At 66.0% G+C, this 15,827-nt stretch carries 14 protein-coding genes; 5 read left to right on the top strand and 9 right to left on the bottom strand.

The window, feature by feature from the left end:
• Window positions 1–39: 39 nt before the first annotated feature.
• The 5 genes from K1X74_04070 to K1X74_04050 all read right to left on the bottom strand — a co-directional run bounded on the left by K1X74_04070 (window position 40) and on the right by K1X74_04050 (window position 5,930).
• Window positions 40–1,152: an aminotransferase class I/II-fold pyridoxal phosphate-dependent enzyme gene (locus K1X74_04070; GenBank protein ID MBX7165506.1), complete on the bottom strand. Its 1,113-nt coding sequence runs from the start codon at window positions 1,150–1,152 to the stop codon at window positions 40–42.
• A gap of 115 nt (window positions 1,153–1,267) precedes the next feature.
• The gene (locus K1X74_04065; GenBank protein MBX7165505.1) at window positions 1,268–2,362 is read right to left on the bottom strand and encodes a hypothetical protein; all 1,095 of its coding nucleotides are present in this window, start codon (window positions 2,360–2,362) and stop codon (window positions 1,268–1,270) included.
• A gap of 176 nt (window positions 2,363–2,538) precedes the next feature.
• Window positions 2,539–3,918, bottom strand: a complete 1,380-nt coding sequence (locus K1X74_04060) for a DUF11 domain-containing protein (GenBank protein ID MBX7165504.1) — start codon at window positions 3,916–3,918, stop codon at window positions 2,539–2,541.
• On the bottom strand, window positions 3,918–4,547 hold the full coding sequence (locus K1X74_04055; GenBank protein ID MBX7165503.1) for a hypothetical protein: 630 nt from the start codon (window positions 4,545–4,547) through the stop codon (window positions 3,918–3,920). The genes K1X74_04060 and K1X74_04055 overlap by 1 nt, the downstream gene beginning before the upstream one ends.
• Before the next feature lie 213 nt (window positions 4,548–4,760).
• Window positions 4,761–5,930, bottom strand: a complete 1,170-nt coding sequence (locus K1X74_04050) for a hypothetical protein (protein MBX7165502.1) — start codon at window positions 5,928–5,930, stop codon at window positions 4,761–4,763.
• Window positions 5,931–6,254: 324 nt separating this feature from the next.
• On the opposite strand from K1X74_04050, the gene K1X74_04045 reads away from it, so the two are divergent.
• Entirely contained in the window at window positions 6,255–7,223 is a 969-nt protein-coding gene (locus tag K1X74_04045; GenBank protein ID MBX7165501.1) for a hypothetical protein, read from the top strand.
• Between the two features lie 28 nt (window positions 7,224–7,251).
• On the opposite strand, the gene K1X74_04040 is transcribed toward K1X74_04045, so the two are convergent.
• Genes K1X74_04040 through K1X74_04030 form a run of 3 tightly spaced genes read right to left on the bottom strand, consistent with a single transcriptional unit; the run spans window position 7,252 to window position 9,908 of the window.
• On the bottom strand, window positions 7,252–7,893 hold the full coding sequence (locus tag K1X74_04040; GenBank protein ID MBX7165500.1) for a histidine phosphatase family protein: 642 nt from the start codon (window positions 7,891–7,893) through the stop codon (window positions 7,252–7,254).
• Between the two features lie 39 nt (window positions 7,894–7,932).
• Window positions 7,933–8,979, bottom strand: a complete 1,047-nt coding sequence (pdxA, locus tag K1X74_04035) for a 4-hydroxythreonine-4-phosphate dehydrogenase PdxA (GenBank protein MBX7165499.1) — start codon at window positions 8,977–8,979, stop codon at window positions 7,933–7,935.
• Complete coding sequence (locus tag K1X74_04030; protein ID MBX7165498.1) at window positions 8,976–9,908, bottom strand: ZIP family metal transporter; 933 nt, start codon at window positions 9,906–9,908, stop codon at window positions 8,976–8,978. Before K1X74_04030 ends, pdxA begins: the two co-directional genes overlap by 4 nt.
• Before the next feature lie 165 nt (window positions 9,909–10,073).
• Here K1X74_04030 and dtd point away from each other — a divergent pair, with 165 nt between their 5' ends.
• Entirely contained in the window at window positions 10,074–10,523 is a 450-nt protein-coding gene (gene dtd / locus K1X74_04025; GenBank protein MBX7165497.1) for a D-tyrosyl-tRNA(Tyr) deacylase, read from the top strand.
• 22 nt (window positions 10,524–10,545) lie between these two features.
• On the opposite strand, the gene K1X74_04020 is transcribed toward dtd, so the two are convergent.
• The gene (locus tag K1X74_04020) at window positions 10,546–11,253 is read right to left on the bottom strand and encodes a metal-dependent hydrolase (protein MBX7165496.1); all 708 of its coding nucleotides are present in this window, start codon (window positions 11,251–11,253) and stop codon (window positions 10,546–10,548) included.
• A 234-nt stretch (window positions 11,254–11,487) separates the two neighbouring features.
• Between K1X74_04020 and K1X74_04015 the strand changes: the two genes are divergently transcribed.
• The 3 genes from K1X74_04015 to K1X74_04005 all read left to right on the top strand — a co-directional run bounded on the left by K1X74_04015 (window position 11,488) and on the right by K1X74_04005 (window position 15,825).
• The gene (locus tag K1X74_04015; protein MBX7165495.1) at window positions 11,488–12,105 is read left to right on the top strand and encodes a CvpA family protein; all 618 of its coding nucleotides are present in this window, start codon (window positions 11,488–11,490) and stop codon (window positions 12,103–12,105) included.
• 601 nt (window positions 12,106–12,706) lie between these two features.
• Window positions 12,707–13,453 (top strand): ABC transporter ATP-binding protein, encoded by a 747-nt coding sequence (locus tag K1X74_04010; GenBank protein MBX7165494.1) that lies wholly within the window; start codon window positions 12,707–12,709, stop codon window positions 13,451–13,453.
• 5 nt (window positions 13,454–13,458) lie between these two features.
• Window positions 13,459–15,825, top strand: coding sequence for an ABC transporter permease (locus tag K1X74_04005; protein MBX7165493.1), 2,367 nt, complete (start codon window positions 13,459–13,461; stop codon window positions 15,823–15,825).
• The last annotated feature ends 2 nt before the right edge of the window (window positions 15,826–15,827 follow it).

Genomic DNA, 15,827 nt, shown 5'->3' with positions numbered 1-15,827 from the left:
TGCGTGGCAGAGGCTTACCGATCCTCTACCGGAACGAGGCTAGCCGCCTTGACGCGCGAGCCGCCGCAAGACGTCGATGCCGCGCTGCAACTGTTGATCAGCGACGGCGTAGGAAATTCGGAAATGCGTGTCGCGGCGGCTGAAGACCGAGCCGGGGATGATCAACAACTCGTTGCGGATCGCCTCGGCGACGAACGAAGTGCCGGTGCCCCAGGGCGCCTGCGGAAAGGCATAGAATGCCCCGCCGGGCGTGACCAGTTGAAAATCGTCGCTCAGGCCTTCGACGATCAGGTCCCGCTTGCGGCGATAGTCGGCCGTGTGCTGCGTCATGTCGATATCCAGCGCACGCGCGGCGGCCCACTGGAAAGGCTGGGGCGCGCAGACGAACGAAAACTGCTGTAGCTTGACCATCTCTTCGATCACTTCGGCGGGCCCATGCACGAAGCCCACGCGCCAGCCGGTCATGGCATACGTCTTGCTGAAGCCGTCGATGACGATGGTCTGGTCGTTGAACCGCGCCGGCGACACGAACGGATCATGACAGAACGAGCGGTAAATCTCATCGCTCACCAGGGCCACATCGCGCTCGGCGGCCAGCTCGGCCAGGCCGCGCAGTTGAGCCTCGGCCGCGACCACGCCCGTCGGGTTGGCCGGGCTGTTGCAAAGGATCAGCTTGGTGCGCGGGGTGATCGCCGCGCGGACGCGCTCGAGGTTGATCTGGAAGTCGGGATAGGTGTCGACCAGCACGCATTGCGCGCCGACGAGCGACACCAGCGAGGGATACATGACGAAATACGGATCGAACACGATGACTTCATCACCCGGGTTGACCAGGGCCAGCATCGCCAGGACCAGGCCGCCGCTGGTGCCGCTGGTGACGAACACGCGGCGGTTCGCATGGCCGTATTCACGATCCACGAGCGCTTGCAGCCGTTCGCGCAGCACGGGCATGCCTTGTGTCAGGGCATAGCCGTTCTTGCGGCTGCGAATGGCCTCGATTGCCGCGTCTTGCACCTCGTCTGGCACGTCGAAATCCGGCTGCCCGATCGAGAGGTTGATCGGGTCCCGCATCTGCGCGGCCAGGTCGAAGACCTTGCGAATCCCGGAGCTGTCGAAATGACGGGTACGCTCGGCGGCCCAACGGTGACGCATGCAATGCTCGTGCGGCGAGGAACTGACGACGGGGACGCTCCGCCTCGAGACGGATAAGACCCACCATGGTAGACCGGGCGCAGACCGTGGGAAAGGGCCGTCCGTCGGCTGGCCATCAGCCGTTGGCGACGCGCGACAGCGGCGTGTCGCCGCGGCTCAAGACGGCCAATAGACGCACGAAAACCTCGAGGCCGTCGGCGATCCCCGCGATCCACACGCGCCCCTGCTGATCGGCCAGCGGGGCTGCCTCGCCCTGGCTGGCACCCCAGGCCGACTCTCGGCCGCCGGGCGATGGGAATTCGCGCGCCGGCTGGCCGGCAACAAGGGTCGCCAGCCGTCGCGGCTCGACCAGGTTTCCCAATTCGTCGACGACGGTCAGGCCTTCCCCCAGCCCGTCGAACAACACACCGAGGTGGGCCTGCTGCTCGCGCACGACACGCGCCAACCCGCTGCGCGAGAACTGTTGGTCGGCCAGTTCGATGCGTTCGCAGGCGGTGTTGCGCATCAGGCCTTCGAGCCAGGCACGCATCACGCGATCGCGAACGCCCCAGACGATGTGTAGCGGGCGCAGCGCATGCAACGCGGGACGCATCCGATCGAGGTAGGCGGGCGCCGCGTCTTCATATTGAACCGGTGACGCTCGACGGGCAGCGCGCCCTGCCGGACACCGCGCCCGTTGCTCGAGCTCAGCGAGGCCACCCGGTCGCGACAGCGGTCGGGCATCTGGTCCCCAGAACGAAAGGCTCGCCGTGTGCGGGCGTCCGAGTTGATTGGCAAGCAGCACGCCACCCTGCGAGTGCGTGTCTCTCAGCACGCGCGCTAGCAGCGCTGCCGTGGCGGTGCCCAGGTGCAAGACCCGGCTACCGGCCAATTGCAGCCCTTCGACGGCTGCCCGCTGTAGCTCGGCGGCTTGGGGGCGACCGTCCCAGGCAAAGACCACCTGCGCCGTCGCGGCAGACAATAACGACGCCGTCGAACCGATCGCCAAGGCCATGGCGACATTGCGCACGACGGCCGCATTCAGGCGGTTTCCCAACTCGTCGGCGAAGGCCTCGGGTTGCCAGGGGCCGCCCGTACCTTGCTCTGACCGGTGCTGCTCCAGGCGCCGGAGCTGAGCCGCATTCAGGCCCAGCGTGTCTTGGCGATGTACGCACCCGCGGCAGGCAGCGTGCGAGTTGGACAACCGCGCCAGGTGGATTGCGCGGGTCACGGTGGCCGGCTCGCCGGGGCACTGAAAGGTTTCGCAGGGGACCATGATCGATGCGGCCGCGGTTCCGGCGGGCAGGGCAGGGGGGCCGGCGAGACTAATTCGCAGTCACGGCGACCGTCAAGAGCGACCGGCCGCATGCCAGCAAGCGTCGGCAGAATCGACCGCGCAGAGTTCCGCTAGCGGACGCGGCATTTGAACCGGACGAGGCCACCCTGACCCGGCTCGAGCGGCTGAATAATCTCCCACCGCAGCGTGAGCGACTGCGACCGGTTGTACTCGGACAGGAACTCGGCCTCGACGCTCGACTGCGCGCTGCCGGCCATGTACTCGAGCCGCGTGGTCAGGTGATCGATAATGGTCACGTTGCCGATCGGCGCGGGACCAACGTTGTCGAAGCGGATCGTGAAATCGATGATGTCGCCCGGCAGCGCCGTATCGGTCGAAGCAACCTTGATCAGCCGCAGTCGTCCCCCGGTCGGAGTGTCGACTGTATAGACGGTCTCGGCCTGCTCGACTTGGGTTTCTGCGACGGCCTTCTGTTCGTCGAGAATGACTTGGACCGCCTGATCGTGCGACCAGGTGATGGCCGCGTCGTGCGCCTCGGCCAGTCGGGCTTCTTCGGCCTGGCTGTAAAGCCCCTGACGGACGATCAGGAAATCCTCGTAGGGCAGCAGAGCGTCTTGCAGCGCTTTCGCCTTGAGCGTCTGCGCGACGATGCCGTCTTGCACGTCGGTCACATAGGCCGTGGCTCGGCCCAGACCGTTCTGGGGCAGCGGCGTCTGAGTTTGCAGCCGCGTGGTGGCGATCTGCACCTCGTCCTGACGGCCGAGTTGTTCGGGTTGCTCGACGCCGACCGGCCCGGCGATGTGTTCGTTGGCGTTCAGGTTGGTCACCGTGCGCACGGCGGCAAACCGCGGCGCGTAGATGCACACCTTGTTGCTCGGCTCGACGACCCGGTCGCCGTCAAGCGTGTCGAAATGAGCCACGGTGTCTTCGGCGTCGAGGCCTTCGACCGACCAATCGGCGCCGATCGTAACCGGTATGTTTTCGTCGCCGCCGTCGCAGAGATATTCGTCCTCGGGCCACGGGCAGCCGAAGCCCGGTGGCCGCCACTGGCAGCCGCAGGCCGACAAGGGGCGCGGGCTCTCGCCGCAATCGCCGCAGGGGCACCCGGGCGGTCCGCAGTTCGGTCCGCAACCCGGCGCGGGACAAACAACTCCAGGCGGACCGGGCAGCGCTTGCCCGGGCGCCGCAGGATCGATCGGAACCGGCGCGTTGACATCGATCGCGGGCGACGAGCGATCGAGTGGTTCCTGAAGCGCAGCCAACTCGACGGCGTCCGGCGCGTCGTCCAATGCGCCAGGTTCCACGGGCGTCTCGCCCTGGCCAGGGGCCGGACCGACATACGGTTCGGGCAAGTGGGGGCCGCCGGTCACTTGAGCGCGCGGAGCGCTGCACGAGCAGAGGATCAAGGTTGACAGCGCCAGCAGAGTCCAGCGCCACCAGCGCGGACAGGCCCAGAACGGGTCCAAGTTGGCGGGGACATGGTCTGCCATCATTCGGATCCCGCGCGATCGTTGAACGTAGCCGGCTGCAGCAGTCGCTGCGGACGCTGGGCTTCGTATTGGATTTCCTGCGGCGGCAGCGTGGGCTCGACGGGGCGCCGGAATTTCAACACCGGCGGGCACTGTCCTAAGAAGCTCGGCTCGGGCGAAGCGCCGTCGGCCGGCAGCCGGCCGCCAATACGCAAAATTGCCATCGGTCGGCCCAGCGTATCGGCCACCAGCAGCGGGTTCGTGCCGGGACCGGCATCGAACCAAGGTTGCTCGTCGCGTTTGAGCGCCTGGGGGAGCGCCATCTTGGGATCTTCGATATAGATCACTCGGGTCACCAGATGGCCATCGAGCGCCAGGCGGAGTTCGTCGGCCGTCAGCTCGATGGGAATCGGGAAGCGGGCTTCCTGTCCGCAAGGCGGATAGAGTCGGTCGATGATTTCGAGCGTGGGAAACAATTCCCGGCCCTCGGCCAAGGGGATATTGGTCACGCGGAATCGATACACCTGGCCCACGAGCAGCCCGACCAGTACCGGAGCGGGTTGTTCGTGTTCGAAGGTGCCGGCGACCGCCAGCGAGATCGAGGCCCCCTGCGGGGCCCTGATCTCGACCGGCTGAAAGTATCCAGGCAACGGCCCACCTCGCTGGAGCTGCCAGCTTCCAATCGCTCCCGGGGGTTCACTACCGTTGAATTGGTAGTGCACAGGGGGTTGCTGAGCGGTGGCAACCACCACGCAGCTCAGCAACACACTGGCGAGACTCGACAGGACAAGCGGAACGTTGAGCGCCGCTTGGCGAGGCTGTGGGACCGTTGACATGGAGAACACTCGACTGCGCTTCGTGGTTTACTGGACGCAGTTGTCTTCGACGCAGGCCGCCGGATTGGAGCCGGAGAACTGCTGGCCCCTGATGAACTGGAACTTGTCTCCCAGTCCCTGGCGGAAGAACATCGGCGGGGCCGCCGTGTGTTCCAGGATGCTCACGTGGCTTGGCGGCTTCGGATAGCTGAAGCCCGGCGACTCACACACGTCCATGCGGAGCTTCTTGGTCGGACCCGGGATATGGACCTTGGTGTGATTGGCGATCACGTGCTTCTGCAAGCCGGCCGGGATGCCCAACGGCACATGCGGCGGGCCCGGCAAGCCGATCGGCGTACCGCTCATGGTCATGCCGTATTCGGGCGAAGTGACGCCCGAGACGAAATTCGGTGGCATCCCACCGACCGCTCCGGCGCCACCGAACCCTCCGGCGCCTCCGCAGGCCACACAGCCACCGGGGCCACAGCCTTCGGCGCCGCAGCCGCCGTAGTAGCCGGCCGGCATGACCATCCCGTCGCCGCCGGCAATACCTTCGGCAGTCGGCACCTGGAGATCCTTGTTGCCGAGGCGGATGATCGCCAGGATCGCCCCGCGGCGATCGGCTTCGACAATCGGGTCAAGGCCCGGGTCGAGCCGCGTACTGACCAGCGTCTCGACGCCGGCCAGGGCCAGTTCCTGGAATTCTGCATCCGGCAGGTAGATGACTTTCGTGACGAAGTTACCGCTGGTCACCTGGTCGAAATCTTCCTCGGTGAATTGCACCGGGATGGCGTTATGCGCCAAGTACGCCTCGGTGCGCGGCAGCGCCGGCGCGATTTCGATCGTCGGATACAGCTCGGCGCCCGGCCGGCCGGGAATGCTTGTCAGCTTGAGCCGGTAGATGGCCCCTTGTGGGAAGTTATAGCGCCCCGGGCAGACCAGCGGCTCGGAGTCAAACATACCCGCGTTCGAGACATCCCAATTGACCATCATGCCATCGGGGCCGACGAATGCGAGCTGCGAGCTCTGGCCCATGAAGGCCCCGCCGGGGCCAGCGCCGCCGAACAACCCGGGCGGGCAGAGCACGCCGGGTCCGGGGCCGCCTACACCGGGGCCGGGTTCCATGAGCATCTGCGCCGGGGGCAAATTGTTCGCCCCGGGCAGTTTGCAGCCCGCGAGGACTGCGATCGCGCACAACAACAGATAGCGGAGTTTCATGACGTCCCCCTTCAAGGACCTTGCGTCGAGGTCGTGGCCGCGCGATGCCAGCACTCGGCTGCGCGCAGACTTGTGTTCCAACCGGTCGGGGAGGGGTGCCATGTGGGACGTCGCCGGACTGCCGTCGACCGTCGTGACGCCGGACCACTACAATGCCGCGCCTCACGGCGACGGCATCGCCGATGCCAGCAGCACGACGCGCGCAGGCGTGCGGCGCGTGCCCCCTGTGTGGCATCGTGGCTCCAGCGGCCAGGGCATACCTCTGAAGGCTAGAATTCGGCCCGCTCGAACCGGAATCTTTGGCAAATCCGGCAGAACCCGAATATGAGGACCAATTTCACCATCCTCGCCGGCTTATGGGCCGTGCTGCTCGGCGCGTTGGCCGCACCGCTGTCGGCGCAGCCACCGGCCGCCATCGCCGCTGCGCCGGAGTCTGCGGCCAGCACGGCAGGGCAGGGGGGGCGCGCACCCGATAGCACGCCGCAAGCGCGCCAGGCGCTCGAATTGCAGCGGCGGATGCTCGGCGCGCTGGAAACCCATCGCTCGGTTCAGGCCCGCGTGCGGTTCCAGGCCCGCGTGATGGGCGAGGAGATGCTCGGGACGGGCCTGTACCTGCAGGGGCCCACCGAGGAGTACCGCTATCGTCTTGAGCTGCGGATGCAGATCGGCGAGCAGTCGGCCAACCAATTGCAGGTTTGCGACGGCCAGTCGCTGTGGATTCAGCAGCAGATGCTCAATCATCCGACCGTCTACCGCGTCGACGTGCCGTCGACGTTGTTCGCCCTGGCTACGCGCCGGCAGGCGGCCGGCCATGCGCCGTTTCCACGCACACCGGGGCTGGGAGGCTTGCCGCGGGTCGTGCGCGAGCTCGACGAAGCGTTCGAGTTCCGCTGCCTCGGCCAAACCAATCTGGGGAAACTGCCTGTCTGGGTGCTCTCGGGCCGCTGGCGCGACCACGTGCTCGACGCGGCGCTGCCGAAGGTGGCCGCCGCGCGGCGCGCGGGGAAGCCGGTTGAACTGCCCGATCACTTGCCGTCGCACGTCGTCCAGTGCCTGGGGGTGAGCGATTTCTTTCCCTATCGCACGGAGTACCGCCGCGACGTCGAGGCACTCGACCGGTTCACCGATCGACTTGACGACCCGGAGCATTTGATGCTCCGCCTGGAGTTGTTCGAGGTGCGGATCAACGCGGCGATCGACCCCGGCCGGTTTACGTTCAGCCCGGGCGATTTTCCGGTGGTGGAACTGACCGACGCCTATCAAAAGCAGTTGGGCGTGGCGCCGGTGGAGTGAGTGCCGCGCCGAAATCGTCGGCCGCGGCTCAGGGCAGATGGATGCCCAGATTGATCGTCACCGCGCTGATCTTGCCGGCGCGGCCGTGCAGGACATTGACTCCGCAGTTGCTTTGCGGAATATCGCGCACGTACTTCATCGGCAGCTTCAGCAGATGCGCGAGGTACGCGCGATTGACGATGTTGTGCGCCACGACGATCACGTTCTGGCCCGGGTGATCGGCCAGGAGTTGCTCGAAGGCAGGGGAGGTCCGCTCGATCACCTGGGTCATCGTCTCGCCGCCCAGGTAAGGGTGCTGGCCCGGGTCGTCCAGAAAATTTCGATAGGCTTGCGGGTGGGCGCGCTCGATTTCGGCCCAGCTCATCCCTTCCCAATCGCCGACATCGCCCTCGTGCAGGCTGTCGACGATCTCGACGGCCAGGCCGTGCGGCCGCGCGATCGCGTCGGCCGTTTGCCGCGCGCGGAGCAGGGGGCTGGCGACAATCCGGGCCACGGCCAAGGACTCCAGCAGTCGGCCCGTGGCCTCGGCCTGGGCCAGACCTTGTTCGGACAGCGGCGGATTGCTGCGCCAGCCCTGAATGCGCGGCGGATGCGCCAGGTTGTGCGCCGTGGCGCCGTGGCGCACGAGGTACATCACGCAGGTGTCGGGCGGCGGAGCGGGGAATTGCATCGGGCAAGCGGCGTTGGAGAGGCTCGATCTCGGGGCAATTCAGCCGCGCGTGTCCACGGCTTTTTCCGGGCGCGCATTGGCCAGCAGGGCGGCGATGCGCAACGCCTCGACCATGCTACTGGTCTCGGCCCGACCTTGCCAGGCAAGATCAAACGCGGTGCCGTGCGCGACGCTGGTGCGGACCACGGGCAGACCCAGCGTGACGTTCACGGCGCGATGCATGCCCAGCAGCTTGAGCGCGATGTGCCCTTGGTCGTGGTACATGGCCACGACGCCGTCGTACTGGCCGGCGCTGGCGGCGACCATCAGCGTGTCGGTCGGCAGGGGGCCGACAACGTTGAGACCCTCGGCGCGACATTGTTCGACCGCCGGCGCGATGATGCGCTGCTCCTCGTCGCCGAACAGGCCCTCTTCGCCGCCATGTGGATTGAGCGCGCAAACGGCCAGCCGCGGCGCGGCACCTTGGATGCGACGCATCATCGCGTCGAGCAACTGCGTCTTCGACGCGATCGCCGCAGAGGACAGGTTTGCGAACACGTCGCGCAAGGCCAGGTGCAGCGTGACGTGCGCAACGCCGAGCCCCGCGGACCCCGCGATGCCGTCGCCGTGCCCCAGGTAGAGCATCATGGCGAAGTCGCGCACGCCACAACGCTCGGCGAGCAACTCCGTGTGGCCCGGATAGGCGTGGCCGGCACGGTGCAATGCGGCCTTGTGCAAGGGCGCTGTCGTCAATCCATCAATGCGTCCCTCGAGGGCCCAGTCGGCCGCGGTCACCAGCGCGTCGTACGCGGCCTGGCCACCCCGGGCGTCGATCACGCGCGGCGGCACCTTGCTGGCCTCTTCGGCAACCGTGCGGACGCAGGGTAACCGCTCGGGCGAAGCCTCGGCCGCCTCGGGCGCGTCGACCTCGCAGACTTCGAGTGCGGGTGCCACGAGCGCCGCGGCGCGGCGCATCACGTCCGGGTGCCCGGCGACCACCGGTCGGCATAAGGCGTGCACGACCGGCGAACTCCAGGCTCCGGCAATGACCTCGGGGCCGACGCCCGCGGGATCACCCATCGTGATGGCCAACAGAGGACGCGTCATGAACTCATTATAGAAGGCGACGCGGTCGTCCGGCCGGTGGAGACGACGGGCGCGGCCGGCGGCTTCCGGGGGCCGTGGTCGTGCTGCCCGCCTTCCAGCAGCACCAACGACCAGGCGACGGCCACGCCCAACAGCAGCGCTGCCGACAACTTGATCCGATCGTGGCGGTGGAACTGCAGCTCGGGCAGCAGGTCGGAGAGCGAGATGCAGAGAAACGTCCCGGCCGAGAACCCCAAGGCATTGGCCAACAACACCTCGGTGCCGGCCCCCCAGCGGGCGAGCCCGTAGTGAAAGATCAGCGCACCGATGGGGATGACGCTGGCGAACATCAGATTGACGAGGTGCCGCGCTGCCCGCGATCCGCCGCCCCAGGCCATGAGCGTGCCCAGCGACAGGGCGTCGAACGGCTTGTGCAGCGCGACGCCGAGAAACGTGCCTAACCCGGCAACCGTCGCGGCATGACGATGGACCATCGTGCTCTCGGCCTCGACGCTCGCGGCCAGCGCAATGCCGTCGACCAGACCGTGCAGCGTCAGACCGATCGCCGCGCCGTACCAGGTGATCGTGTGATCGTCGCCGTGGTCGTGGGCCGGATGGTGCGCGTGATCGTGCGGCCCCATGGCGTGGTGTGAAAGTTCTTCAGGCGTATCGTGATGGTGAAAGCTGAAGAACCGCTCGAGAAAGAACATCACCAGAAAGCCGACCAGCATCCAGCCGAAGATGCCGTCGGGCGATGAGCCCGTGGCCAGTGCATGCGGCAGCAGATGCAAGACGCCGACGCCCAGCATCACCCCGGCGACGAAACTGATCGCCAGTTGCATGCGCTGGTGCGTCAACTCGATCCACAACGGTACCCATCCGCCGGCCAGCGAGGCGAACAGCACGAGCACGCCGTAGAGCGTCAGCAGGACCAGCGGTGAAGGAGACAAACGCGACCTTTCTCGCCCCGCGCACGACGCATTTGCGCGGACCGACGCGGGCAGATGCAAATCGGCTGCAAAAAGCCGGTTGTATCGGTTCGCCGCCGAGTGTCAACTCCTGCCTGCGGTCCGGTGACGTTCGAGTTGCCCCCTGTCTGTGGAGTTCGGCCAACGATGCGCGCCTGCGTGCAACGGGTTTCGCGTGCCCGAGTCGAGGTCGAAGGGCAGATCGTCGGTCAGATCGAGCGCGGGCTCGTGGTGCTCCTGGGTGTGGCCCAAGGAGACGACGACGCCGAGGCCCGTGAGTTCGCGGCCAAGATCGCGGCCTTGCGAATCTTCGACGATGGCCAGGGCAAGATGAACCTGGCCGTGGGCGAGGTGGCGGGGGCCCTACTCGTCGTGAGTCAATTCACGCTCTTGGGCGACTGTCGCAAAGGACGGCGGCCCAGTTACACCGACGCGGCGCTGCCGGCCGACGCCGAGCGGCTCTACGAAGTCTTCGTCGCGGCGCTGCGCGATCAGGGCTTGCCGGTCGAGACGGGACGGTTCCGCGCCCACATGGATGTCGAGCTGGTGAACGACGGCCCGGTGACGCTATTGCTCGACAGCCGGCGGCTGTTTTGAACACGGCCGCGATCGGCCCGTGCTACTTGCGCAAGAACTGCTCGCGCAGGCCCTCGGCCATCTGCTGCATTTCGCGGGCCTGCGGGGCGAGGTGCTGCATCCAGGTCGGATCTTGCATCATGAACCAGGTCAGCGCCGCGAGCTTGGCGTAGCAGGAAAGATTGGCCCACGTGCTGTCGCCCCAGAGCTTCAGCGCCGTGCCGAACGAGCTCTTCAGCGCGATGTGCCCGCGCTTGACGGTGATGCTCCAGATCTCGTCGAGAATCAGGTGCGAAAGAAATCCGGCCAGCACGCCGCCGGCTTTGTAGTAGCGGATCTCCACCTCGCCGTTGGAGCACAGCAGGAAGGCAACCTCGGCCGCGATCAGCGCGGCGGGAATGCTATGGAACATGCCCCTGTGCACGGTGTATTCGCGCAGAATCTGCGCGAAGCCAAAGCGGATAAAGCAATAGATGAACGCGCCAGCCAGGACCACCAATTCGGTGGATTGCAGCAACAGCTCCAACCGATGTACGAGCATCATCGGGACCACGGCCGCGGCCAGCGCGATGCTCTCGCGCAGCGGCGTGCCCGAATCGCTGTCCAAGTCGGGCAGCATGCCTGAGACGCTGCACAGGCCTCCGGCGAGAATGGCGCTGGGCAACGGCATGTCCCAATAGAAGAAGCCTGCGGTACCGTAGCCGATGCCGACCGCGGAGCTGACGGTGATGTGCGTCTTGAACCCGGCCATGAGCGCAGCTTCCTTGCCTGCAACCAATCCAGCGATGCAGCTTGTACCGCAGGCTCCCGCCGCGGTGGAAGGTCAGTCGCCGCCCTGCCCACCCCTGCCGCATGCTGCCACGGCCGCGCGACTGGTCTAGGGTCGCCGGCGGGCAGATGGCTATACTCGGCCCCCGCAAGATTCACCGCCGCGCGGCGAACAAGCCTTCGGGCATCACGCGCGCCTGCTGCGAGGATGCTAGCTATGCAGCCTTATGACATCGCCATGATCATCGTGCTGGTCGGCACGACTGCCTTCGGCTTCTTGAAGGGCGCCGCCTGGCAGGTTGCGTCCTTGGCGAGCATTGGCGTGAGTTGCTTCACGGCCTTGCGGTTTAGCGAGCGCTTCGCCCCGCTGTTCGGTCAGCAGGCACCGCTGAATCGCTTCGCCGCTATGTTGGCGCTGTACATCGGCACCTCGTTCGTCGTCTGGCTGCTGTTTCGCGTCGTGGCCGGCACCATCGATCGCGTCAAACTCAAGGAGTTCGATCGCCAGGTCGGGGGGCTGTTCGGCATCGCCAAGGGCGTGCTGCTGTGTGTCGTGATCACGTTCTTTGCCGTGACCTTGTCCGAGGCCATGCGCAAGCAAGTGCTGCAGTCTCAGTCGGGAACCTACATTGCGCGGTTCATCGATTGGGCCGATCCGATCATGCCGGCCGAGGTCCGTGAGGTGCTGGCCCCGTACCTGAATCGGCTCGAAGACGGTCTGCGTCCCGACGGTCCGCAGCCGGCGTTCCCGATCCCCGGTCTGCGGCTCGGGCAGGGGGGCGACCTCGTACCGGCGACCGACTGGAGATCGGCCGGCGACCGCATCCGGGAGTGATCTCCAGGCACCGGTTTTCGCGCCGGGCGATGGACGGTCTGGCGGCCGCCTCCCGGGTGCTCTCCAGCAGGGGCTGGCCCGGCAGGGCACCGGCAATCTGGCCGGGCATTCGACGCGTTGACGGGGTGCCCGACCTGGGGTTGGCGTGTGCGCCGTGCCGCGCTAAAAAGGCGACGCGATTAAATGCCCGCTGGCGAGCGCCGAGCCTTGATCGTGATTCGCAGATCGCGAGGCCCGCTTCGAGCAGGTGAGGCGGCAGGTTGCGAATTCTCCGGGAAAACCCGACACCCTAACCGAACATAAGAAACATTATCGGACGTTGGGGAGAGGTCGAAATCCCGGCATCTTCAGCCCCTGCTCGACGGCTCGCCCGGCGACTCCACCGGGCGGTTGGGAAGCGGGACTCGAGCGGAATCCTGTCGGTGATCGAGTCCGTCGTCGAGCGACCACCATCGGCGGCTTTCCGGCAACTCGCCCTGCTGTGGCGGTGCGCAGGGATCCTCGTTCCATGCTCGTCGGGCGTTCAGTTGTCGCACCGCGCAGGCCACGCCAGACCAGGCCGGCTACGATGAAGCCCGCGGGCAAAAACGGCGGGTGAATCATGACCGAACAATCCGGTTCGGCCGAGGCGTCCAGCGACCTCCGTGAGGTGGTTTTTGAAGCCCGGGGGCTGACCAAGGTCTACCGGATGGGCGAGGTCGAGGTGCGCGCCCTGCGCGGTGTCGATCTGCAGATCCGCGCCGGTGAATTCATTGTTCTGCTGGGGCCCTCAGGCAGCGGCAAGTCGACCTTGCTCAACATCCTGGGTGGCCTCGACGTGCCGACGAGCGGCAGCGTTCATTTTCGCGACCATGACCTGACTGCCTTCGACGATGCGGCCTTGACCACTTATCGCCGCGACCACGTAGGCTTCGTGTTTCAGTTCTATAACCTGATCCCCAGCCTCACGGCGCGCGAAAACGTGGCCTTGATCACCCGGATCGCCCGGCGGCCGATGTCGCCGGAAGAGGCGTTGGGCATCGTCGGGCTGGGGGATCGTGCGAGTCATTATCCGTCGCAGATGTCCGGCGGCGAGCAACAACGAGTGGCCATTGCGCGAGCGATCGCCAAGCGGCCCGACGTGTTGTTGTGCGATGAGCCGACCGGGGCGCTCGACGTCAAGACGGGGATGTTGGTGCTGGCGGCGATTCGTCGTATCAATGAGGAACTCGGTACGACGACGGCGGTGATCACGCACAATGCGGTGATCGCCGACATGGCCGACCGCGTCGTGTCGCTGTTGGATGGCGTCATCGCGTCCGAGCGCACCAACACGAATAAACTGCGTCCCGAGGAACTTGCCTGGTAGCGCCGATGGATCCCTTGAACCTCAAGCTGTGGCGCGACCTGTGGCACATGCGCGGCCAGGCGCTGGCCATCGTGCTGGTGATCGGCGCGGGCGTGGCGACGTTTGTCATGGCGCGCTGCACGCTCGAGTCGCTGAAGCGGGCCCAAGCGGCCTACTATACCCAGTATCGGTTTGCCGACGTGTTTGCCCGGGCCAAGCGCGCACCGCAATCGCTCGAGGTGCGGATTGCCGAGATTCCTGGGATCGCGCGGGTCCAGACGCGCGTCGTGGCCAACGTCAAGCTCGACCTGGCGGGCTTGGCCGAACCCGCAACAGCCAAGCTGGTCTCGGTGCCCGACGACGAGCCGCCGGATTTGAACCGCCTGCACTTGCGCAAAGGACGCTATCCCGAGGCCGGCCGCTCCGGCGAAGTCTTGATGAGCGAAGGATTCGCCGAGGCGAATCACTTGGTGCTCGGCGACAAAGTCCGGGCCGTCATCAACGGTCGCTACCGCGAATTGACCGTCGTCGGCGTGGCGTTGTCGCCGGAGTACATCTATCAGATCCGCGAAGGCGACATCTTGCCCGACGACCGGCGCTACGCCGTGTTCTGGATGGGCCGAACGGAACTGGCCGCTGCGTTTGATCTGCAAGGCGCCTTCAACGACGTGGCTTGCACGTTGTTGCCGGGGGCCAATGAAGCCGAAGTGCTCCAACGACTCGATCAGCTTACCGAACCCTACGGCGGACTCGGGGCGATCGGCCGAGCCGATCAAAGCTCGCACAAGTTCGTCAACAACGAGCTGCAAGAGCTACGCGGGATGGCGCTCGTCGTGCCCACGATTTTCCTGTTGATCGCTGGCTTCCTGTTGAACATGGTCGTCTCGCGGTTGATCGCCCTGCAGCGCGAGCAGATCGCGGCGCTGAAAGCCTTTGGCTATCGCGGCCGCGAGATCGGCTGGCACTACGTCAAATTCGTGCTCCTGCTCGTGTTCATCGGTTTCATCCTGGGCACGGGAGTCGGCTGGTACTTCGGCCGGCTCACGACGCGGATGTACATGCAGTTCTTTCACTTCGTGGTGTTCGACTTTTACCTCGCGCCGCCCGTGGTGTTGCAGGCGCTGGCCGTCAGCGCGCTGGCGGGTCTGTTGGGAACGATGTTGGCCGTGCGACAGGCGATCACCTTGCCGCCGGCCGAGGCGATGCGGCCAGAGCCACCCGCGCAGTTCGGGCCAACGCTCTTGGAGCGCTTGGGCTTCGACCGGCTCTTGAGCGAGCCAGGCAAGATGATTTTGCGACAGCTCGAACGCCGGCCGTGGAAGTCGTCCTTGACATGCGTCGGCGTGGCCATGGCTGTGGCCGTGTTAGTCCTGGGCAGCTTTATGCTGGATGCGATCGACTACGCGATTCATGCCCAGTATTCCGTGGCGATCCGCGAAGACGTCAATGCGATCTTCGTTGAGCCCACTGCCGGTCGATCACTTTACGACCTGGCGCAACTGCCCGGCGTGCGACTCTGCGAGCCGTTTCGCGGCATTGCTACGCGACTCCGCCACGGTCACGCGACGCGTCGCGTCGAAGTGCTCGGGCTCGAGCCCGACGGTGAACTGCATCGGCTGATGGACATTCACTGTCACACGCTGCCTTTACCAGCCGAAGGGCTGGTGCTCTCCGAGAAGCTGGGTGAAGTGCTCGAGTTGCGCGTGGGCGACTCGGTGCGCGTCGAGGTGCTCGAAGGCCTGAGGCCGACGGTTGATTTTACGGTGGTTGGCCTGGTTACCGATTTTGCCGGCACGGCCGCCTATGCCCGGCGCGAAACGATCAATCGGCTGATGCAAGAAGGCGACGTTGTCTCGGGAGCGTTCATGGCGGCCGACACCCAGGCCGAGCCCGAGCTCTACACCGCGCTGAAGAACGCGCCGCGCATCGCCAGTGTGCTGATCAAGGGCACCGCGATTCGCAGTTTTCGCCAGACCGTGGCCGAAAATATCTTGCGGATGCGCTCGTTTATCGTGGGGTTCGCGAGCGTGATCGCCGTCGGGGTAGTCTTCAACAGTGCCCGCATTTCGCTTGCTGAGCGGAGCCGCGAGCTGGCGACGTTGCGCGTATTAGGCTTCACGCGGGGCGAGGTTTCGTTTGTGCTGATGGGGGAACTGGGCCTGTTGACCCTGGTGGGCATTCCGCTGGGGATGTTCGTGGGCTATTGGCTGGCGGCGTTCGTCATCGAGTTTTCCTACGACACGGAATTGTTCCGCATGCCGTTGGTGATCGAGCGTGCAACCTACGGCTTCGCCGCGGCGGTGACGGCCGCAGCCTCGCTGGGCTCGGCCCTGATCGTGCGGCACCGAATCGATCGTTTGGAATTGATCGCTGTCCTGAAGAGCAAGGAATAAAC

It is taken from the genome of Pirellulales bacterium, from assembly GCA_019694435.1.
Taxonomy (GTDB): domain Bacteria; phylum Planctomycetota; class Planctomycetia; order Pirellulales; family JAEUIK01; genus JAIBBZ01.
Note: the sequence above shows the minus strand (reverse complement) of the source record. Positions and strands in the feature narration are given on the sequence as shown.

Coding starts and splice junctions, on each gene's coding strand:
- K1X74_04045 (MBX7165501.1), top strand. CDS start 6,255: ATGAGGACCAATTTCACCATCCTCGCCGGCTTATGGGCCGTGCTGCTC.
- K1X74_04070 (MBX7165506.1), bottom strand. CDS start 1,152: ATGCGTCACCGTTGGGCCGCCGAGCGTACCCGTCATTTCGACAGCTCC.
- K1X74_04015 (MBX7165495.1), top strand. CDS start 11,488: ATGCAGCCTTATGACATCGCCATGATCATCGTGCTGGTCGGCACGACT.
- pdxA (MBX7165499.1), bottom strand. CDS start 8,979: ATGACGCGTCCTCTGTTGGCCATCACGATGGGTGATCCCGCGGGCGTC.
- K1X74_04060 (MBX7165504.1), bottom strand. CDS start 3,918: ATGGCAGACCATGTCCCCGCCAACTTGGACCCGTTCTGGGCCTGTCCG.
- K1X74_04005 (MBX7165493.1), top strand. CDS start 13,459: ATGGATCCCTTGAACCTCAAGCTGTGGCGCGACCTGTGGCACATGCGC.
- dtd (MBX7165497.1), top strand. CDS start 10,074: ATGCGCGCCTGCGTGCAACGGGTTTCGCGTGCCCGAGTCGAGGTCGAA.
- K1X74_04040 (MBX7165500.1), bottom strand. CDS start 7,893: ATGCAATTCCCCGCTCCGCCGCCCGACACCTGCGTGATGTACCTCGTG.
- K1X74_04020 (MBX7165496.1), bottom strand. CDS start 11,253: ATGGCCGGGTTCAAGACGCACATCACCGTCAGCTCCGCGGTCGGCATC.
- K1X74_04050 (MBX7165502.1), bottom strand. CDS start 5,930: ATGAAACTCCGCTATCTGTTGTTGTGCGCGATCGCAGTCCTCGCGGGC.
- K1X74_04010 (MBX7165494.1), top strand. CDS start 12,707: ATGACCGAACAATCCGGTTCGGCCGAGGCGTCCAGCGACCTCCGTGAG.